This window comes from Achromobacter arsenitoxydans SY8, assembly GCF_000236785.1.
Lineage (GTDB): Bacteria > Pseudomonadota > Gammaproteobacteria > Burkholderiales > Burkholderiaceae_B > Achromobacter > Achromobacter arsenitoxydans.
This window is the reverse complement of sequence record NZ_AGUF01000009.1, coordinates 1-16,562: the sequence shown is the minus strand read 5'-3', so window position 1 is coordinate 16,562 and position 16,562 is coordinate 1. Positions and strand designations below refer to the sequence as shown.

The 16,562-nt window shown below is 66.2% G+C and carries 11 protein-coding genes; 5 read left to right on the top strand and 6 right to left on the bottom strand.

Annotation, left to right across the window (positions count from 1 at the left end; all coding sequences use genetic code 11):
* Nucleotides 1-187: 187 nt before the first annotated feature.
* Genes KYC_RS01745 through adeC form a run of 3 tightly spaced genes read left to right on the top strand, consistent with a single transcriptional unit; the run spans nucleotide 188 to nucleotide 6,029 of the window.
* Complete coding sequence (locus tag KYC_RS01745; protein ID WP_008158226.1) at nucleotides 188-1,363, top strand: efflux RND transporter periplasmic adaptor subunit; 1,176 nt, start codon at nucleotides 188-190, stop codon at nucleotides 1,361-1,363.
* A gap of 14 nt (nucleotides 1,364-1,377) precedes the next feature.
* Nucleotides 1,378-4,557 carry an efflux RND transporter permease subunit gene (locus KYC_RS01740; protein ID WP_008158225.1) on the top strand — a complete coding sequence of 1,060 codons (3,180 nt, stop codon included), beginning with the start codon at nucleotides 1,378-1,380 and terminating at the stop codon, nucleotides 4,555-4,557.
* A complete protein-coding gene (gene adeC / locus KYC_RS01735; RefSeq protein ID WP_043517299.1) occupies nucleotides 4,557-6,029 on the top strand; it encodes an AdeC/AdeK/OprM family multidrug efflux complex outer membrane factor in 1,473 nt (490 codons plus the stop codon). The genes KYC_RS01740 and adeC overlap by 1 nt, the downstream gene beginning before the upstream one ends.
* 91 nt (nucleotides 6,030-6,120) lie before the next feature.
* On the opposite strand, the gene KYC_RS01730 is transcribed toward adeC, so the two are convergent.
* The 6 genes from KYC_RS01730 to KYC_RS01705 all read right to left on the bottom strand — a co-directional run bounded on the left by KYC_RS01730 (nucleotide 6,121) and on the right by KYC_RS01705 (nucleotide 12,818).
* Complete coding sequence (locus KYC_RS01730) at nucleotides 6,121-6,372, bottom strand: GlsB/YeaQ/YmgE family stress response membrane protein (protein ID WP_008158223.1); 252 nt, start codon at nucleotides 6,370-6,372, stop codon at nucleotides 6,121-6,123.
* Nucleotides 6,373-6,492: 120 nt separating this feature from the next.
* On the bottom strand, nucleotides 6,493-7,107 hold the full coding sequence (locus KYC_RS01725) for an SCO family protein (protein ID WP_008158222.1): 615 nt from the start codon (nucleotides 7,105-7,107) through the stop codon (nucleotides 6,493-6,495).
* Nucleotides 7,108-7,280: 173 nt separating this feature from the next.
* Nucleotides 7,281-9,347, bottom strand: a complete 2,067-nt coding sequence (locus KYC_RS01720) for a M3 family metallopeptidase (RefSeq protein ID WP_043517307.1) — start codon at nucleotides 9,345-9,347, stop codon at nucleotides 7,281-7,283.
* A 242-nt stretch (nucleotides 9,348-9,589) separates the two neighbouring features.
* A complete protein-coding gene (folD, locus tag KYC_RS01715) occupies nucleotides 9,590-10,444 on the bottom strand; it encodes a bifunctional methylenetetrahydrofolate dehydrogenase/methenyltetrahydrofolate cyclohydrolase FolD (protein ID WP_008158220.1) in 855 nt (284 codons plus the stop codon).
* The gene (locus KYC_RS01710) at nucleotides 10,441-11,067 is read right to left on the bottom strand and encodes a response regulator transcription factor (RefSeq protein WP_006219003.1); all 627 of its coding nucleotides are present in this window, start codon (nucleotides 11,065-11,067) and stop codon (nucleotides 10,441-10,443) included. The genes folD and KYC_RS01710 overlap by 4 nt, the downstream gene beginning before the upstream one ends.
* On the bottom strand, nucleotides 11,064-12,818 hold the full coding sequence (locus KYC_RS01705; RefSeq protein WP_008158219.1) for a PAS domain-containing sensor histidine kinase: 1,755 nt from the start codon (nucleotides 12,816-12,818) through the stop codon (nucleotides 11,064-11,066). The genes KYC_RS01710 and KYC_RS01705 overlap by 4 nt, the downstream gene beginning before the upstream one ends.
* A 373-nt stretch (nucleotides 12,819-13,191) precedes the next feature.
* Between KYC_RS01705 and aceE the strand changes: the two genes are divergently transcribed.
* Nucleotides 13,192-15,900 (top strand): pyruvate dehydrogenase (acetyl-transferring), homodimeric type, encoded by a 2,709-nt coding sequence (gene aceE, locus KYC_RS01700; RefSeq protein ID WP_008158218.1) that lies wholly within the window; start codon nucleotides 13,192-13,194, stop codon nucleotides 15,898-15,900.
* A 12-nt stretch (nucleotides 15,901-15,912) separates the two neighbouring features.
* On the top strand, nucleotides 15,913-16,562 hold a 650-nt coding region (locus tag KYC_RS01695; protein ID WP_008158217.1), incomplete at its 3' end, for a biotin/lipoyl-containing protein.

Here is a 16,562-nt window from a genome sequence, read left to right as displayed (position 1 = left end):
CGTGTTCAACGCGAAACCACCCAAGTCGATCCACGCGGACCGCGCCAAGACGGTCTGACGGGCTGAATTTTTCGCAGGATCGCCCCAGGCAAGCAGGCCCGTAGCGGGCAACAGTCACGCGGCGCGCGCGCCGCGCGGGGCACTTTTTTTGGAATCGGGAATGCAATCTATGAATAAGAAAAGCGCTATGTGGCGCGGCGCGGCCGTCTTCGCGCTGACGGCATCGGCTCTCACGCTGGCCGCTTGCGGCAAGAAGCAGGACGCGCCCCAGGCGGGCAAGCCGCAAGTGACGGTCGTCACCCTGGCGACGCAGCCCGTTTCGCTCACCACCGAATTGCCGGGCCGCACGTCCGCGTTCCGCGTGGCCGAGGTGCGTCCCCAGGTTAACGGCATCGTCCAGAAGCGCCTGTTCACCGAAGGCGGCGAAGTCAAGGCCGGCCAACAGCTCTATCAGATCGACCCGGCCCTCTACCAGGCCAGCGTCGACAGTCAGAAGGCCGCGCTGGCGCGCGCCCAGGCGCAGCAGAAGACGGCCGCCCTGCTGGCCGAGCGCTACAAGCCGCTGGTGGCCACCCGCGCCGTCAGCCAGCAAACCTACGACAACGCCGTCGCCTCGCGCGATCAGGCCGCCGCTGACGTGCTGTCGGCCAAGGCCGCGCTGGACACGGCGCGCATCAACCTGGTGTACACCAAGGTGCTGTCCCCGATCGACGGCATCATCGGCCGTTCGGCGGTGACCGAAGGCGCGCTGGTCACGGCCAACCAGACCAACGCTTTGGCTGCGGTGCAGCAAATCGACCCGATCTACGTCGACGTGACCCAATCCAGCGTCCAGCTCCTGCGTCTGCAGGATGCGCTGGCCAGCGGACAGCTTAAAAAGGCCGACGGCGAACAGGCCGCGCTGGTCACGCTGACCCTGGAAGACGGTTCGCAATACAAAGACACCGGCAAGCTCCAGTTCTCCGAAGTGACGGTGGACCAGGGCACCGGCTCGATCACGCTGCGCGCGGTGTTCCCCAACCCGGACCGCCGCCTCTTGCCGGGCATGTTCGTGCGCGCCCGCCTGGCCGACGGCGTCGCCGCCGACGGCCTGCTGGTGCCGCAGCGCGGCGTGACCCGCAACCAGCGCGGTCTGCCCACGGCGCTGGTGGTCAACGCCAAGAACCAGGTCGAATTGCGTGAACTGAAGACCGACCGCGCCATCGGCGACAAGTGGCTCGTCACCGACGGCCTGGCCGCGGGCGACAAGGTGATCGTGGAAGGCCTGCAGATGGTGCGGCCGGGCGTCGAAGTCGTCGCCACCGAAGCCGGCGCCAAGGCGCAGCAGCCGCAGGCGGCAAGCGCCGCGCCGGCCAAGCAGTAATCAGGGAGCCATGCATGGCAAAGTTTTTTATAGATAGGCCGGTTTTTGCCTGGGTGATCGCGATCGTGCTGATGATGGCCGGCGCGCTGTCCATCCTGCAACTGCCGGTCGCCCAGTACCCCAACATCGCGCCGCCCGCCATCGGCATCGCGGTGACCTACCCGGGCGCGTCCGCGCAGACCGTGCAGGACACCGTGGTGCAGGTGATCGAGCAGCAGATGAACGGCCTCGACGGCCTGCAGTACATCTCGTCGGAAAGCAACTCTGACGGCAGCATGTCCATCACGCTGACCTTCAAGCAGGGCACCAACCCCGACACCGCGCAGGTGCAGGTCCAGAACAAGCTGGCGCTGGCGCAGCCGCTCCTGCCGCAGGAAGTGCAGCAGCAGGGCATCCGCGTCACCAAGGCCACCAAGAACTTCCTGATCGTGGCGGGCTTCGTGTCCACCGACGGCACGATGACCAAGGACGACCTGGCCGACTACGTCGCGTCGTACGTCCAGGATCCCATCAGCCGCACGCAGGGCGTCGGCGACTTCCAGCTGTTCGGTTCGCAGTACGCGATGCGCATCTGGCTCGATCCGGCCAAGCTCGTCAATTACGGGCTGACGACGGTCGACGTCACGACCGCGATCAAGGAACAGAACGTGCAGGTGTCGTCCGGCCAGCTGGGCGGCCTGCCGTCCGTGCGCGGCCAGCAGCTCAACGCCACCATCATCGGGCCGTCGCGCCTGGAAAAGGCCGAGGACTTCGGCCAGATTCTGCTCAAGGTCAACACCGACGGCTCGCAGGTGCGCCTGCGCGACGTCGCGCGCATCGAGCTCGGCGGGCAGACCTACGCCATCGACAGCTTCTACAACGGCAATCCGGCCTCGGGTCTGGCGATCAAGCTCGCGCCGGGCGCCAACGCGCTGGACACGGCGCAGGCGGTGCGCGACACCATCAACAACCTGAAGCCTTACTTCCCGCCGGGCATGGACGTCGTCTATCCGTACGACACGACGCCGTTCGTCAGCCTGTCGATCCATGAAGTGTTCAAGACGCTGGTGGAAGCCATCATCCTGGTCTTCCTGGTGATGTACCTGTTCCTGCAGAACTTCCGCGCCACGCTGATTCCCACGCTTGCCGTGCCGGTAGTGCTGCTGGGCACCTTCGGCGTGCTGGCGGCGTTCGGCTATTCCATCAACACATTGACGATGTTCGGGATGGTGCTGGCCATCGGCCTCCTTGTCGACGACGCCATCGTGGTGGTGGAAAACGTCGAACGGGTCATGGCCGAGGAGGGGCTCTCGCCCAAGCAGGCCACCCGCAAGTCCATGAGCCAGATCACCGGCGCGCTGATCGGCATCGCCATGGTGCTGGCCGCCGTGTTCATCCCCATGGCGTTCTTCGGCGGTTCCACCGGCGTGATCTACCGCCAGTTCTCGATCACCATCGTGTCGTCCATGGTGCTGTCCGTGATCGTGGCCATCGTGTTCACGCCGGCACTGTGCGCGACGATGCTCAAGCCCATCCCCAAGGGCCATCACGGCTCCAAGAAGGGCTTCTTCGGCTGGTTCAACCGCGCCTTCGACCGCAGCAGCAACGGCTACGCCAACACCGTTGCGCGCGGCCTGACCCGCACCAAGCGGCTGATGGTGGTCTACCTGGCCCTGGTCATCGCCATGGGCTGGATGTTCACCCGCATCCCGACCGCGTTCCTGCCGGCCGAGGACCAGGGCATTCTGTTCGCCCAGATCCAGACGCCCGCCGGCGCCACCGCCGAAGCCACCAAGGCCGTCATCGACGACGCCACCAAATACCTGCTGACCGAAGAAAAGGATGCCGTTACCTCGGTGTTCGCGGTCAACGGCTTCAACTTTGGCGGCCGCGGCCAGAACGCGTCCATCCTGTTCATCAAGCTGCGCGACTGGGAAGAACGCGGCGACGCCAGCCTGAAGGCCGGCGCCGTGGCGGCGCGCGCCAACGCGCACTTCGCCAAGACCGAGCGCCGTGCGCAGCTGTTCGTGGTGCCGCCGCCTTCCGTGATGGAACTGGGCAACGTCACCGGCTTTGACTTCCAGCTGATGGACCGCGCTGGCGTGGGCCACGAAAAGCTGCTTGCCGCGCGCAACCAGCTGCTGGGCGAGGCCGCCAAGAGCCCGGTGCTGGTGGGCGTGCGTCCCAACGGCATCGAAGACGCGCCGCAGTACCAGCTGGACATTGACCGCGAAAAGGCGCGCGCCCTGGGCGTGGCCGTGTCGGACATCAACAGCACGCTGGCCACCGCATGGGGTTCGTCGTACGTCAACGACTTCATCGACCGCGGCCGCGTGAAGAAGGTGTTCGCGCAGGGCGAGGCCTCGGCGCGCATGCTGCCGGAAGACCTGAACAAGTGGTACGTGCGCAATAACGCCGGCGACATGGTGCCGTTCTCGGCCTTCTCCAAGGCCACCTGGAGCTTCGGCCCGCAAAAGCTGAACCGCTACAACGGCGTGCCGTCCTACAACATCCAGGGCCAGGCGGCGCCGGGCTACAGCTCGGGCGCGGCCATGGAAGAAATGGAACGGCTGGCGGCCAAGCTGCCGGTGGGCGTGGGCTTCGAATGGACGGGTCTGTCCTTCGAAGAACGCCTGTCCGGCGCCCAGGCGCCCGCGCTGTACGCGATCTCGCTGATCGTGGTGTTCCTGTGCCTGGCGGCCCTGTATGAAAGCTGGACGATTCCGTCCGCGGTCATGCTGGTGGTGCCGCTGGGGATCATCGGGGCGCTGCTGGCGACATTGCTGCGGGGCCTGTCCAACGACGTGTACTTCCAGGTGGGCCTGCTCACGACCATCGGGCTGGCGGCCAAAAACGCCATCCTGATCGTGGAATTCGCCAAGGAGCACTACGAGGCCGGCGCGAGCCTGACGGAATCGGCCATCCACGCCGCCCGCCAGCGCCTGCGTCCCATCCTGATGACGTCCCTGGCGTTCATCCTGGGCGTGACCCCGCTGGCGATTTCGTCCGGCGCCGGTTCGGGCAGCCAGAACGCCATCGGCACCGGCGTTATCGGCGGCATGCTGACCGGCACCTTCCTGGCCATTTTCTTCGTCCCGGCCTTCTTCGTGATCATGCTGCGCGTGTTCAAGGTCAAGCGCATGAGCGAAAACGTCGACAAGCACGACACCAGCGCCAAGAGCGCGCACGACGTGCCGGCGGAGGGTCAACCGTAATGAAGCTCCAGATGAGAACCTTGCTGTCTGTTTCCCTGGCGGCGGCCCTGGCGGGCTGCTCGCTGGCCCCCACGTACGAGCGGCCGGATGCGCCGGTCGACGCGGCCTATCCCACGGGCCCGGCCTACCAGGCGGCCCAGGCGGCCGCGCCGGGCGGCATGGCCACGGCGGATATCGGCTGGCGCGATTTCTTCGGCGACCCGCTGTTGCAGCAGTTGATCGAGCAGTCGCTGGCCAACAACCGCGACCTGCGCGTCGCGGCCCTGAACGTCGAAGCGGCGCGCGCGCAGTACCGCATCCAGCGCGCCGACCTGATGCCCAGCATCGGCGTCGCTGGCCAGGGCACGGCCCAGCGCACGCCCGGCGACATGACGCAGAGCGGCCAGGCCACCACCAGCCACAGCTACCAGGTGGGCGCCGCCATGTCCGCCTGGGAACTGGACCTGTTCGGCCGCATCCGCAGCTTGAGCGACAAGGCGCTGGAATCCTATCTGGCGCTGGACGAAACGCGCACGGCGACCCAGCTCACGCTGATCGCCGAGGTGGCTAACGCCTACCTCACGCTGCGCGCCGACCAGGAACTCCTGAACCTGACGCGCGACACGCTCAAGAGCCAGGAAGACTCCTTCAACCTCACCAAGCAGAGCTACGACCAGGGCCTGTCCACGGCGCTGGACCTGAGCCAGGCCGAAGTGTCGCTGCGTACCGCTCAGCGCAACCTGTCGCAATACACGCGCCTGGCCGCGCAGGACCGCAACGCGCTGGTGCTGCTGGTGGGCAAGCCCCTGACGCCCGAGCTCACGGCCGCGCTCGATGGCGCTGTCAAGCTGGAAGACGGCATGCTGCCCACGACGCTGCCCGCCGGGCTGCCGTCGGACCTGCTGGTCCGGCGTCCGGACATCCGCGCGGCCGAGCATCAGCTCAAGGGCGCCAACGCCAATATCGGCGCGGCGCGCGCGGCGTTCTTCCCGACCATCAGCCTGACGGGCTCGGCCGGCACCGCCAGCGCCAGCCTGGGCGGCCTGTTCGAGGGCGGCTCGGGCGCCTGGAGCTTCGTGCCCCAGATCACCGTGCCGATCTTCGCGGGCGGCTCGCTGCTCGCCGGCCTGGACCTGGCCGAAGTGCAGAAGAACATCCAGGTCGCGCAGTATGAAAAGTCGATCCAGACGGGCTTCCGCGAAGTTGCGGACGCCCTGGCCGGACGCGGCACCCTGGATGACCAGATCCAGGCCCAGCGCCTGCTGGTGGACGCCAACCAGCGCGCTTACGACGCGTCGGAGCAGCGCTTCCGCCAGGGCATCGACGACTACCTGAGCGTGCTGGATTCGCAGCGTTCGCTGTATTCGTCGCAGCAGGCGCTGGTCGACACGCGCCTGGCTCGCCTGTCCAACCTGGTCACCCTGTACAAGGTGCTGGGCGGCGGCTGGACCGAGCGCACGCCCACGGCGCCCGCCGCCACGCCCGCGGGCTGAACGGGCGGGGCTGCTTGCGGCCCCCGGTAATGCAGAACGGGCCGATCTTGCGATCGGCCCGTTCTTTTTTGCTGCCTGCCTGGCTTCGGCGTCAGGTGCGCTTCTTTGCGATCAGGCCCACCACGAACAGCACGATGATCGCGCCCACGACGGATCCGATCCAGCCAGCGGGTTCGCCGGGCTGGTACCAGCCTAGCGATTGGCCCAGGAATCCGGCGACAACCGCGCCGATGATGCCCAGAATGGTGGTCATGATGATCCCCATGTTCTGGTCCCCGGGCATGATGGCGCGGGCGATCAGGCCCACGATGAACCCGACGATGATCATGATGATGATGCTCATGCGCGTACTCCTTACTAGGGGAAAAGGGGCGATGTGGACTGATGATACCCACGCCCCGCGCGCCGCCGCTGTAACAACTGGTGTGCGCATCCGGCGCCCGCGAGCGCCGGACCGGCCGGATCAGGAGGTGATGTCGATGAGCTGGCGCACGTCCTTGGTCAGCGCCTCGATGCTGTCGGTGTCCGACGCCAGCAGGCGCGCGTGGCCGTCCTTGTCGAAAATGTACACGCCGCGGCTGTGCGTCACTTCGTACATGTCGGCATCGTCGCCGGGGCGCGGTTTCTCGATCTGGTAGGCCACGCGGTAGCGGCGGGCCAGATCGGCGATCTGCCTTTCGTCGCCGGTCACGCCGATGGCGTTGTTGTTGAACGCGTTGACGTAGGCCTGCAGGATGTCCGGCGTGTCGCGGTGCGGATCCACGCTGACGAAGAGAATGCGCACATCCTTGGCCTTGTCGCCCAGGTTCTGCAGCACCGCCGTCAGCTGCGCCATGGTGGTCGGGCAGATGTCCGGGCAGCTGGCGTAGCCGAAGAACAGCAGCACCGTCTTGCCCTTGAGATCGTCGCTGCTGACCGTCTTGCCGCCCGCGCCGGGCAGCGAGAATTTCAGGTCCGGCAGGTGCCCCTTCACGTTGTAGAGCGTCCAGTCGACGTTCCTGTCGCCGCAAGCGGCGAGAAACACGCACAAGGCCAACAGCAGTCCGCGAAAGGCGCGGCCGGAAACGAGATGTCGCATGGGTCCAGTAGCCGGAAAGGGGTAAACCTTTCGGATTCTACCCGCTGGGCGAGGCGCGGGCAGGGCGGGGCGGGGGCGGATTGTGCGGGCGCAAGCGGGCGGCGAAAAAAAGCCCGCCCAAAGGGCGGGCCGTGCGCTTGGCATAGGCGTCTGAATCAAGCCTGGGGGCAGTGTCAGCCAGCCGTCATGCCGCTGTGGCGCAGCAGCGCGTCGATGCGCGGCGCGCGGCCGCGGAACGCGGCGAAGGACTCGGCCGCCGGGCGCGAGCCGCCAACGGCCAGCACCTCGCGGCGGAAGCGCGCGCCGGTTTCCGGATCCAGCGTGCCGAGCGCGTTGCCCGCCTGCTTCGCGGCGGCCTCTTCGAAGGCCTCGTAAGCATCCGCGGACAGCACTTCCGCCCACTTGTAGCTGTAGTAGCCCGCGCCGTAGCCGCCCGCGAACAGGTGCGAGAAGGCATGCGGCAGCCGATGCCACGCCGGCGGGAACAGCACCGCGACTTCCTTGCGCACTTCCTGCAGCAGGGCCAGCACCTCGGAAATCGACGCGCCCTTGGCGCGGTCGTGCATCAGCATGTCGAACAGCGCGAATTCGATCTGGCGCACGGTCTGCATGCCGCTCTGGTAGTTGCGGGCGGCGACCATGCGGTCGTACAGCGCGCGCGGCAGCGGCTCGCCGGAGTCCACGTGGGCGGACAGCTTCTGCACCACGGCCCATTCCCAGCAGAAGTTCTCCATGAACTGCGAGGGCAGTTCGATGGCGTCCCACTCGACGCTGGCGAACGCGGCCGCGCCGGGCTCGTCGACCTCGGACAGCAGCGCATGCAGCGCATGGCCGGTTTCATGGAACAGGGTGATGACGTCGTCGTGCGTCAGCACGGCGGGGCGGTCGCCGTTGGGGCGCGAGAAATTGCAGGTCAGGTAGGCGATCGGCGTCTGCACCTTGCCGGCCACGACGCGGCGCGTGCGCTCGCTGTCGACCCAGGCGCCGTTCTGCTTGCCGGCGCGCGCGTACAAGTCCAGGTAGAGGTGTCCGATGAGCTTGCCGTCGGGGCTTTCGACGCGCACGCCGCGCACGTCGGCGTGCCAGGACGACACAGGGGTTTCCGTCAGGCGCACGTCGAACAGGGTCTGGATGACGTCGAACAGGCCCGCCAGCACGCGCGGTTCGGTGAAGTACTGCTTGACCTCGTCTTCCGAGTACGCGTAGCGCGATTCGCGCAGACGTTCGGAGGCGTAGGCCACGTCCCAGGGCTGCAGGCTGTCCAGCCCCAGTTCGCCGGTGGCGTAGGCCGTCAGTTCAGCCAGGTCGCGTTGGGCATAGGGCTTGGCCCGGCCAGCCAGGTCGCGCAGGAATTCAGTGACTTCCCGGGCGTCGCGGGCCATGCGCGTCTGCAGGCGCAGGGCGGCGAAGGTGCCCAGGCCCAGCAGGCCCGATTCTTCGGCGCGCAGCGCCAGCAGCTCTTCGATGAGGGGGGAATTGTCGAACTTGGCCTCGCCCTGTTCGGACGCCACCGTGCCGTAGCCGCGGTACAACGCCTCGCGCAGCGAGCGGTCCTGCGCGTACTGCATCACGGGCAGATAGCAGGGCATCTTGAGCGTGAGCTTCCAGCCCGGCTTGCCGTCTTCTTCGGCGGCGGCGCGGGCGGCGGCCCGGACGTCGGCCGGAATGCCGGCCAGGCGGCCTTCGTCTTCCACGAACAGCGACCAGGCGTCGATGGAGTCGAGCACGTTTTCCGAGAACTTCTGGGACGCCTGGGCTTCGCGGTCCGAGATCGCGGCATAGCGCTCGCGATCCGCGCCCTGCAGTTCGACCCCGCTCAGGCGGAAGTCGCGCAGGGCCATGTCGACGATGCGGCGGCGCACCGGCGACCACGACGCGAAATCGGGGGCCGCGGCCAGGCGCTGGTATTGCTTGTACAGGCCTTCGTGCAAGCCCACCCAGGTCGAGAATTCGGTCACCAGGGGCAGGGCGGCGTTATAGGCCTCGCGCAGCTCCGGCGTGTTGACCACGGCGTTCAGGTGGCCGGCAACCGACCAGGCGCGCCACAGGCGCTCGGACGCGGTATCCAGGGGCTCGACCACGGCTTCCCAGGAGGGAGCGAGCGCGGGGTCGGCGGCGTGGTCCACGGCCTGACGGGCGATGCCCAGCAGTTCCTCGACGGCGGGCACGATGTGTCCGGGCTTGACGGCCGCGTAATCGACCAGGTCGGAAACGGGGGCGAGCAGGGGGTTCTGGGTCATGGTGTTACCGGCTTGAATGATGGCGGGCGGCGCGGTCGGCGCGCCGGCGAAGGACATAAGGATCAGGTAAGGGCGATCCGCAAGAATGCAAGGTGCGGATCGCCGGGCACCGGTTTCTCTTGCACGCGCCGGGGTATCGCGGCAGGTGTCTGACACCCGGGAGATGGCCGTTCAGTCTGACGGCTGTCTCATGCGGGTGTCAGACACCGGGGGGCTGCCGGTGTCCGGCTGCGCTTGCGTCCTCAGGCGCCCGCGGCCCGTTCCGCCGCTTCGACGGTATTGACCAGCAGCATGGCGATGGTCATGGGGCCCACGCCGCCGGGCACGGGCGTGATCGCGCCGGCCACTTCCTTGGCGGAGGCGAAGTCCACGTCGCCGCACAGCTTGCCGTCGGCGCCGCGATTGATGCCCACGTCGATGACGACGGCGCCGGGCTTGATCATCGAACCGTCGATCATGCCGGGCTTGCCGGTGGCGACCACCAGCACGTCGGCGCGGCGGGTCTGGGCGGCCAGGTCGCGCGTCTTGGAATTGCAGATCGTGATGGTGGCGCCGGCCTGCAGCAGCAGCATGGCCATGGGCTTGCCCACGATATTGCTGGCGCCGACGATGACGGCCTCGGCGCCGCGCAGCGCCACGCCTTCGGATTCCAGCATCTTCATCACGCCATAGGGCGTGCAGGGACGGAACAGCGGCTGGCCGGTCATGAGCAGGCCGGCATTGCTGACATGGAACCCGTCCACGTCCTTCTCGGCCGCGATGGCCTCGATGACCTTGTGGGCGTCCATGTGCTTGGGCAGCGGCAGCTGCACCAGGATGCCGTGGATGGTCGGGTCCTGGTTCAGGACTTCGATGCGGGCCAGCAGTTCGGCTTCGGTCATCTCGGCCGGGTACTGCTCTTTCACGGAATGCAGTCCGGCCTTTTCGCAGGCCGCGACCTTGTTGCGCACATACACCTGCGACGCGGGATCCGCGCCCACCAGGACAACGGCCAGGCCGGGGCGGGCGCCCTTGGCGGCCAGGGCCGAAACGCGTTGGGCGACTTCTTCGCGGATGCGCAGCGACAAAGCCGCGCCGTCAATAATCCTAGCGGTCATGCATGTGCCTCGGGTTTGGCCAAAGCCACTTTCATCAAATCAGCAACGGTGGTCACTTCAAGTTTTTCCATAATGTTGGCGCGGTGCGCCTCGACGGTCTTGATGCTGATGCCCAGGTCGTCGGCGATCTGCTTGTTCAAGCGGCCGGCGACGATGCGCTCCAGCACCTGCTGCTCGCGCGCGGTCAGGCGCGCCAGCATGGCTTCGTGATCCTTCTGGGCCTGGTGCTTGCTTACGCGCTGCGTGGCCTGTTCGAGCATGCGCGCCACGATTTCGCGCAGGTCGGATTCATTAAAGGGCTTTTCCAGGAAGTCGACCGCGCCCTTTTTCATGGTGGACACGGCCATGGGCACGTCGCCGTGGCCCGTGATGAACACGATGGGCAGCGGCGCGTTGCGGGCGATCAGCTGTTCCTGCAGTTCCAGGCCGCTCATGCCGGGCATGCGGACGTCGGCGATCAGCACGCCGATCTGGCTGGCGTCGTAGTCTTCCAGGAAAGACTCGCCGCTGGCGTAGGCGCGAACGCGGTATCCGTTGGCTTCCAACAGCCAGCGCAGCGAATCGCGGACCGCTTCGTCGTCGTCAACAATGAATACCGTGCTCGACAGGTGGGGCGTGTTCATGCGTGCAACTCCTCGGACTGATCGTTCTGGGCCTGCGACTGGGGTGCAGCGCAGGGCAGGGTAAAGCGGAAGATGGTGCCGCCGGCAGGATTGGGATCTGCCCACAGGCGGCCATGGTGCGATTCGATAATGGTACGGCAGATATTCAGCCCCATGCCCAGGCCCTGGGTCTTGGTGCTGAAGAAGGGTTCGAACAGGCGCTCGGGTTCGGCAAGGCCGTGGCCGCGGTCAACCACTGCCACCTCGATATGTTGGTCGTGCAGAATTACGGCAACCTTAAGCTCGTCGGACTCGCTCTTTTCCATGGCTTCCAGCCCATTCTTGAGCAGGTTCAGCAGCACCTGCTCGATCAGGATGGGGTCGGCCAGGACGTCCGGGGCGTTCGACGGCACGAAGCTGTCGATACGGATGCGCCGCTTGCGGGCGTCGATTTCGGCGAAACCGATGGCATTGTCGACAATGCGGCCGATGGCCACGCGCTGGCGGCGCGGCTCGCTGCGCTTCACGAATTCGCGGATGCGGCTGATGATCTTGCCGGCGCGCTCGGCCTGCGAGGCGGCCTTTTCCAGCGCCGGCAGCAGCATGTTCGGGCTGGTGTGGCCAGCCTTGACCAGCGCGACCGCGCCCATGCTGTAGTTGGCGATGGCCGTCAGCGGCTGGTTCAGTTCGTGCGCCAGCGACGAGGCCATTTCGCCCATCGTGGTCAGGCGGCTGGTGAGCTGGATCTTTTCCTGTTGCACGCGAGACGCTTCTTCGTGGACGCGGCGCTCGGTGATGTCGCGCGCCACCTGCATGCGCACGCGGCGGCCGTCGGTCCAGGCCAGCATGCGGTGGTGGACTTCGAACCAGCGCTGCACCGACGGCGCGAAGACCTCGACCGATTCGTCGGTAAAGCGGCCGCGGCGGCCGGCCAGCAGTTCGTCGTGGCCGCCCGTCTGCGCGCCGAACACGCGGCGGTAGGTGCGGTTGGCAAACAGCAGTTCCAGGCCGTCGTGGGTGTCGGCGGTGACAGAAATGGCGTCGTCCAGGCCTTCCAGCACGGTCATGAAACGTTCGTGCGCGGCGGTCAGGGCCTCGCGGATGCGCTTGGGCTCGGTGATGTCGGTCATCGACGTCATCCAGCCGATCTGGTTGCCGTTGGGATCCAGCAGGGGCGACACATACATGCGCGCCGTGAAGCGCGAGCCGTCGCGGCGCTGCGCCTCGACCTCCAGGCCGCTGCTGGGCGTCTTGCCGGACATCAGGACGTCCAGCGTATGCTGGTGCTGCTCGTGGCGGCCCGGCACCCAGTAGGGGAAGGGCGGGCTGCGCCCGATCAGGTCGGCCTCGTTCCAGCCGATCATGCGGCAGAACGCGGGGTTCACGTAGGCGATGCGGCCTTCCATGTCGAGCACCCGCATGCCCGTGGACATGGAGTTTTCCATGGCGCGCCGGAAACCGGTTTCGGCGATGAGCGCGGCCTCGGCGGTGGACCGGAAGCGCGTATAGCGCCAGAGCATCAGCAGGCTGATGACGATCACGCAGGACAGCGCCAGCACCACCCAGATCAGCCGTTGCTGGCGCAGTTCCTGGTCGATCGTGACGAACATGACGCTGTCGTCATGGATGCGCTGCAGCCAGAAGAACACCGCCATCACACAGATGTACAGAATCAGCACCATCGCGGGCGTGACCCAGTACACCCCGCGCCGCCGGGTGCGGGCGTGGTCGTGGAATGGCGTGGGTATGTTGGACTTGGGCGCGCTGGACATGGAATTCGGGTCGGATAGACCGCGCATTTTAGTGCGTGTTGGGAGGGAATTGCCGGGAATCAACCCCTCCTTTTAGGCTAGGCCATAAAAAGTATGCGCCTCGGGCATTCAGTATGCGAATTTGCAAGTCAGCTTCTGTTCAGCTTTCCGCATTATGAAATGCCGTACCGCAACATGAAATTTTCCTTGCGACCGGTTAATCTTCTTTCTTAGAATGCCGCCTGATAGGGAAACCGGCCCTGGCAGGTCCTTAGAACACCCCGACCCCATGCATCACATGGTAGCCCGGATGATCCCGGCTACCATGCAATGTCCGCGAGTAGATAAATAAGCGGGTGTGTGGTCACGAACGAACCCCAACAGGAGACACACGATGTCCTCTTTCGCCCAGGCTGGCGCCGTGCAGGCTGCCAACGACGAAGACACCCTTGAAACCCAGGAGTGGCTCGAAGCCCTGGCGGCAGTCCTTGATCGCGAAGGACCGCAGCGCGCCCACTACCTGCTGGAACGCCTGATCGACGAAGCCCGTCGCTCCGGCGCCCACATCCCGTTCTCGCCCAATACCGCTTACGTCAACACGATTCCCCCCGGCCTGGAGCCGGCGCATCCGGGCAACCTGGAACTGGAATCGCGCATCCGCTCGTACGTGCGCTGGAACGCCATGGCCATGGTGGTCAAGGCCAACAAGCACAACCCGCCGGACGGCGGCGACCTGGGCGGCCACATCGCGTCGTTCGCCTCGCTGGCCACCATGATCGGCTGCGGCCAGAACCACTTCTGGCACGCCGAAGACGAAAACCACGGCGGCGACCTGGTCTACTTCCAGGGCCACACCTCGCCGGGCATGTACGGCCGCGCCTACCTCGAAGGCCGCCTGACCGAAGAACAGCTCAACCACTTCCGCCAGGAAGTCGATGGCAAGGGCCTGTCCTCGTACCCGCATCCGAAGCTGATGCCGGACTTCTGGCAGTTCCCGACCGTGTCCATGGGCCTGGGCCCGCTGATGGCCATCTACCAGGCCCGTTTCCTGAAGTACCTGCACGCCCGCGGCATCGCCGACACCAGCAAGCGCAAGGTCTGGGTGTTCTGCGGCGACGGCGAAATGGACGAACCCGAATCGCTGGGCGCCATCGCCCTGGCCGCGCGCGAAAAGCTCGACAACCTGATCTTCGTCATCAACTGCAACCTGCAGCGCCTGGACGGCCCGGTGCGCGGCAACGGCAAGATCATCCAGGAACTGGAAGGCGACTTCCGCGGTTCGGGCTGGAACGTCATCAAGCTGATCTGGGGCGGCTACTGGGACCCGCTGCTGGCCCATGACAAGGAAGGCATCCTGCGCCAGATCATGGAAGAAACCGTCGACGGCGAGTACCAGGCGTACAAGGCCAACGACGGCAAGTTCGTCCGCGAGCACTTCTTCGGCAAGCATCCGAAGCTGCTGGAAGCCGTGTCGCGCATGAGCGACGAGGACATCTGGCGCCTGAACCGCGGCGGCCACGATCCCCACAAGGTGTACGCCGCGTTCAACGCCGCCAGCACCCACACCGGCCAGCCGACCGTCATCCTGGCCAAGACCATCAAGGGCTACGGCATGGGCCACGTGGGCCAGGCCAAGAACCCGACCCACCAGCAGAAGAAGCTGGAGCTGGACTCGATCCGCGAATTCCGCGACCGCTTCGGCATCCCCATCCCGGACGACAAGCTGGCGGACCTGCCGTACTTCAAGCCGGCCGAAGATTCGCCCGAAATGAAGTACCTGCACGAGCGCCGCGCCGCGCTGGGCGGCTACCTGCCGCGCCGCCGCGCCAAGGCCGACGAACAACTGAAGGCGCCCGCGCTGGACGCCTTCAAGGCCGTGCTGGAACCCACCGCTGAAGGCCGCGAAATCTCCACGACCCAGGCCTTCGTGCGCATCCTGAACCAGGTGCTGCGCGACAAGGAACTGGGTCCGCGCGTCGTGCCGATCCTGGCCGACGAATCGCGCACCTTCGGCATGGAAGGCCTGTTCCGCCAGATCGGCATCTATGCGCCGGAAGGCCAGAAGTACACCCCGGTCGACAAGGACCAGGTCATGTACTACAAGGAAGCGGCCGACGGCCAGCTCCTGCAGGAAGGCATCAACGAAGCGGGCGCGATGAGCTCGTGGATTGCGGCGGCCACGTCGTACTCCTCGAACAACCGCATCATGATCCCGTTCTTCATCTACTACTCGATGTTCGGGTTCCAGCGCATCGGCGACCTGGCCTGGGCCGCCGGCGACATGCAAGCGCGCGGCTTCCTGCTGGGCGGCACCGCCGGCCGCACGACGCTGAACGGCGAAGGCCTGCAGCACGAAGACGGCCACAGCCACATCCTGGCGTCCACCATCCCGAACTGCGTGTCCTACGACCCGACGTTCGGCCATGAGCTGGCCGTCATCATCCAGCATGGCCTCAAGCGCATGGTGGAAGACCAGGAAAACGTCTACTACTACCTGACGGTGATGAACGAAAACTACCCGCAGCCCGGTCTGACCAAGGGCGACGAGGAAGGCATCATCAAGGGCATGTACAAGCTGAAGTCGCACGGCAAGGGCAAGAACCGCGTGCAGCTGATGGGTTCGGGCACGATCCTGCGCGAAGTCATGGCCGCACAGGAACTGCTGGCCGCCGACTGGGACGTCGCCTCGGACATCTGGAGCGTCACCAGCTTCACGGAACTGCGCCGTAACGGCCTGGACGCCGAGCGCCACAACATGCTGCACCCCGACGAGAAAAAGCCGCAGGTCGCTTACGTCACGGAACAGCTGGCCAAGACGGAAGGCCCGATCATCGCGTCGACCGACTACATGAAGCTCTTTGCGGACCAGATCCGTCCGTTCGTGCCCAAGGGCCGCGAATACAAGGTGCTGGGCACCGATGGTTTCGGCCGCTCGGATTTCCGCTCGAAGCTGCGCGAGCACTTCGAAGTGGATCGCCACTTCGTCGTCGTCGCCGCGCTGCGCGCGCTGGCCGACGAGGGCAAGGTGCCGGTCGCCAAGGTGGCGGAAGCCATCAAGAAGTACGGCATCAATCCGAACAAAGCCAACCCGCAATACGCCTGAGGGTAAAGAGACATGAGCAACATCGTGCAAATCAAGGTTCCCGACATCGGCGACTTCAAAGAAGTGGAAGTCATTGAAGTGCTGGTTGCCGTGGGCGACACGATCAAGGCGGAACAAAGCCTGATCACGGTCGAATCCGACAAGGCCTCGATGGAAATCCCCGCGTCGCAGGGCGGCGTGGTGAAGTCCATCGCCGTGAAGGTCGGCGACAAGGTCGCCGAAGGCGCGGTCGTGCTGGAAGTTGAAGCGGCCGACGCTGGCGCCGCGAAGGAAGAGGCCCCGAAGGCTGAATCCAAGCCGGCCGCCAAGGAAGAGCCCAAGCAGGCCGCCGCCGCCGCGCCCAAGGCCGAGGCATCGGCCCCGGCCGCTTCCAGCGGCCCGGTCGAGATCGAAGTGCCGGACATCGGCGACTTCAAGGAAGTGGAAGTCATTGAAGTCATGGTCGCCGTGGGCGACACCATCAAGGCCGAGCAAAGCCTGATCACCGTCGAATCCGACAAGGCCTCGATGGAAATTCCGGCCTCGCAGGGCGGCGTGGTCAAGGAAGTGAAGGTCAAGGTTGGCGACAAGGTCGCCAAGGGTTCGGTCGTGGTCGTGGTCGAGGGCGCCGCCCAGGGCGCCGCGCCCGCCGCCGCCGCGCCGGCCGCCAAGGCCGAGGCTGC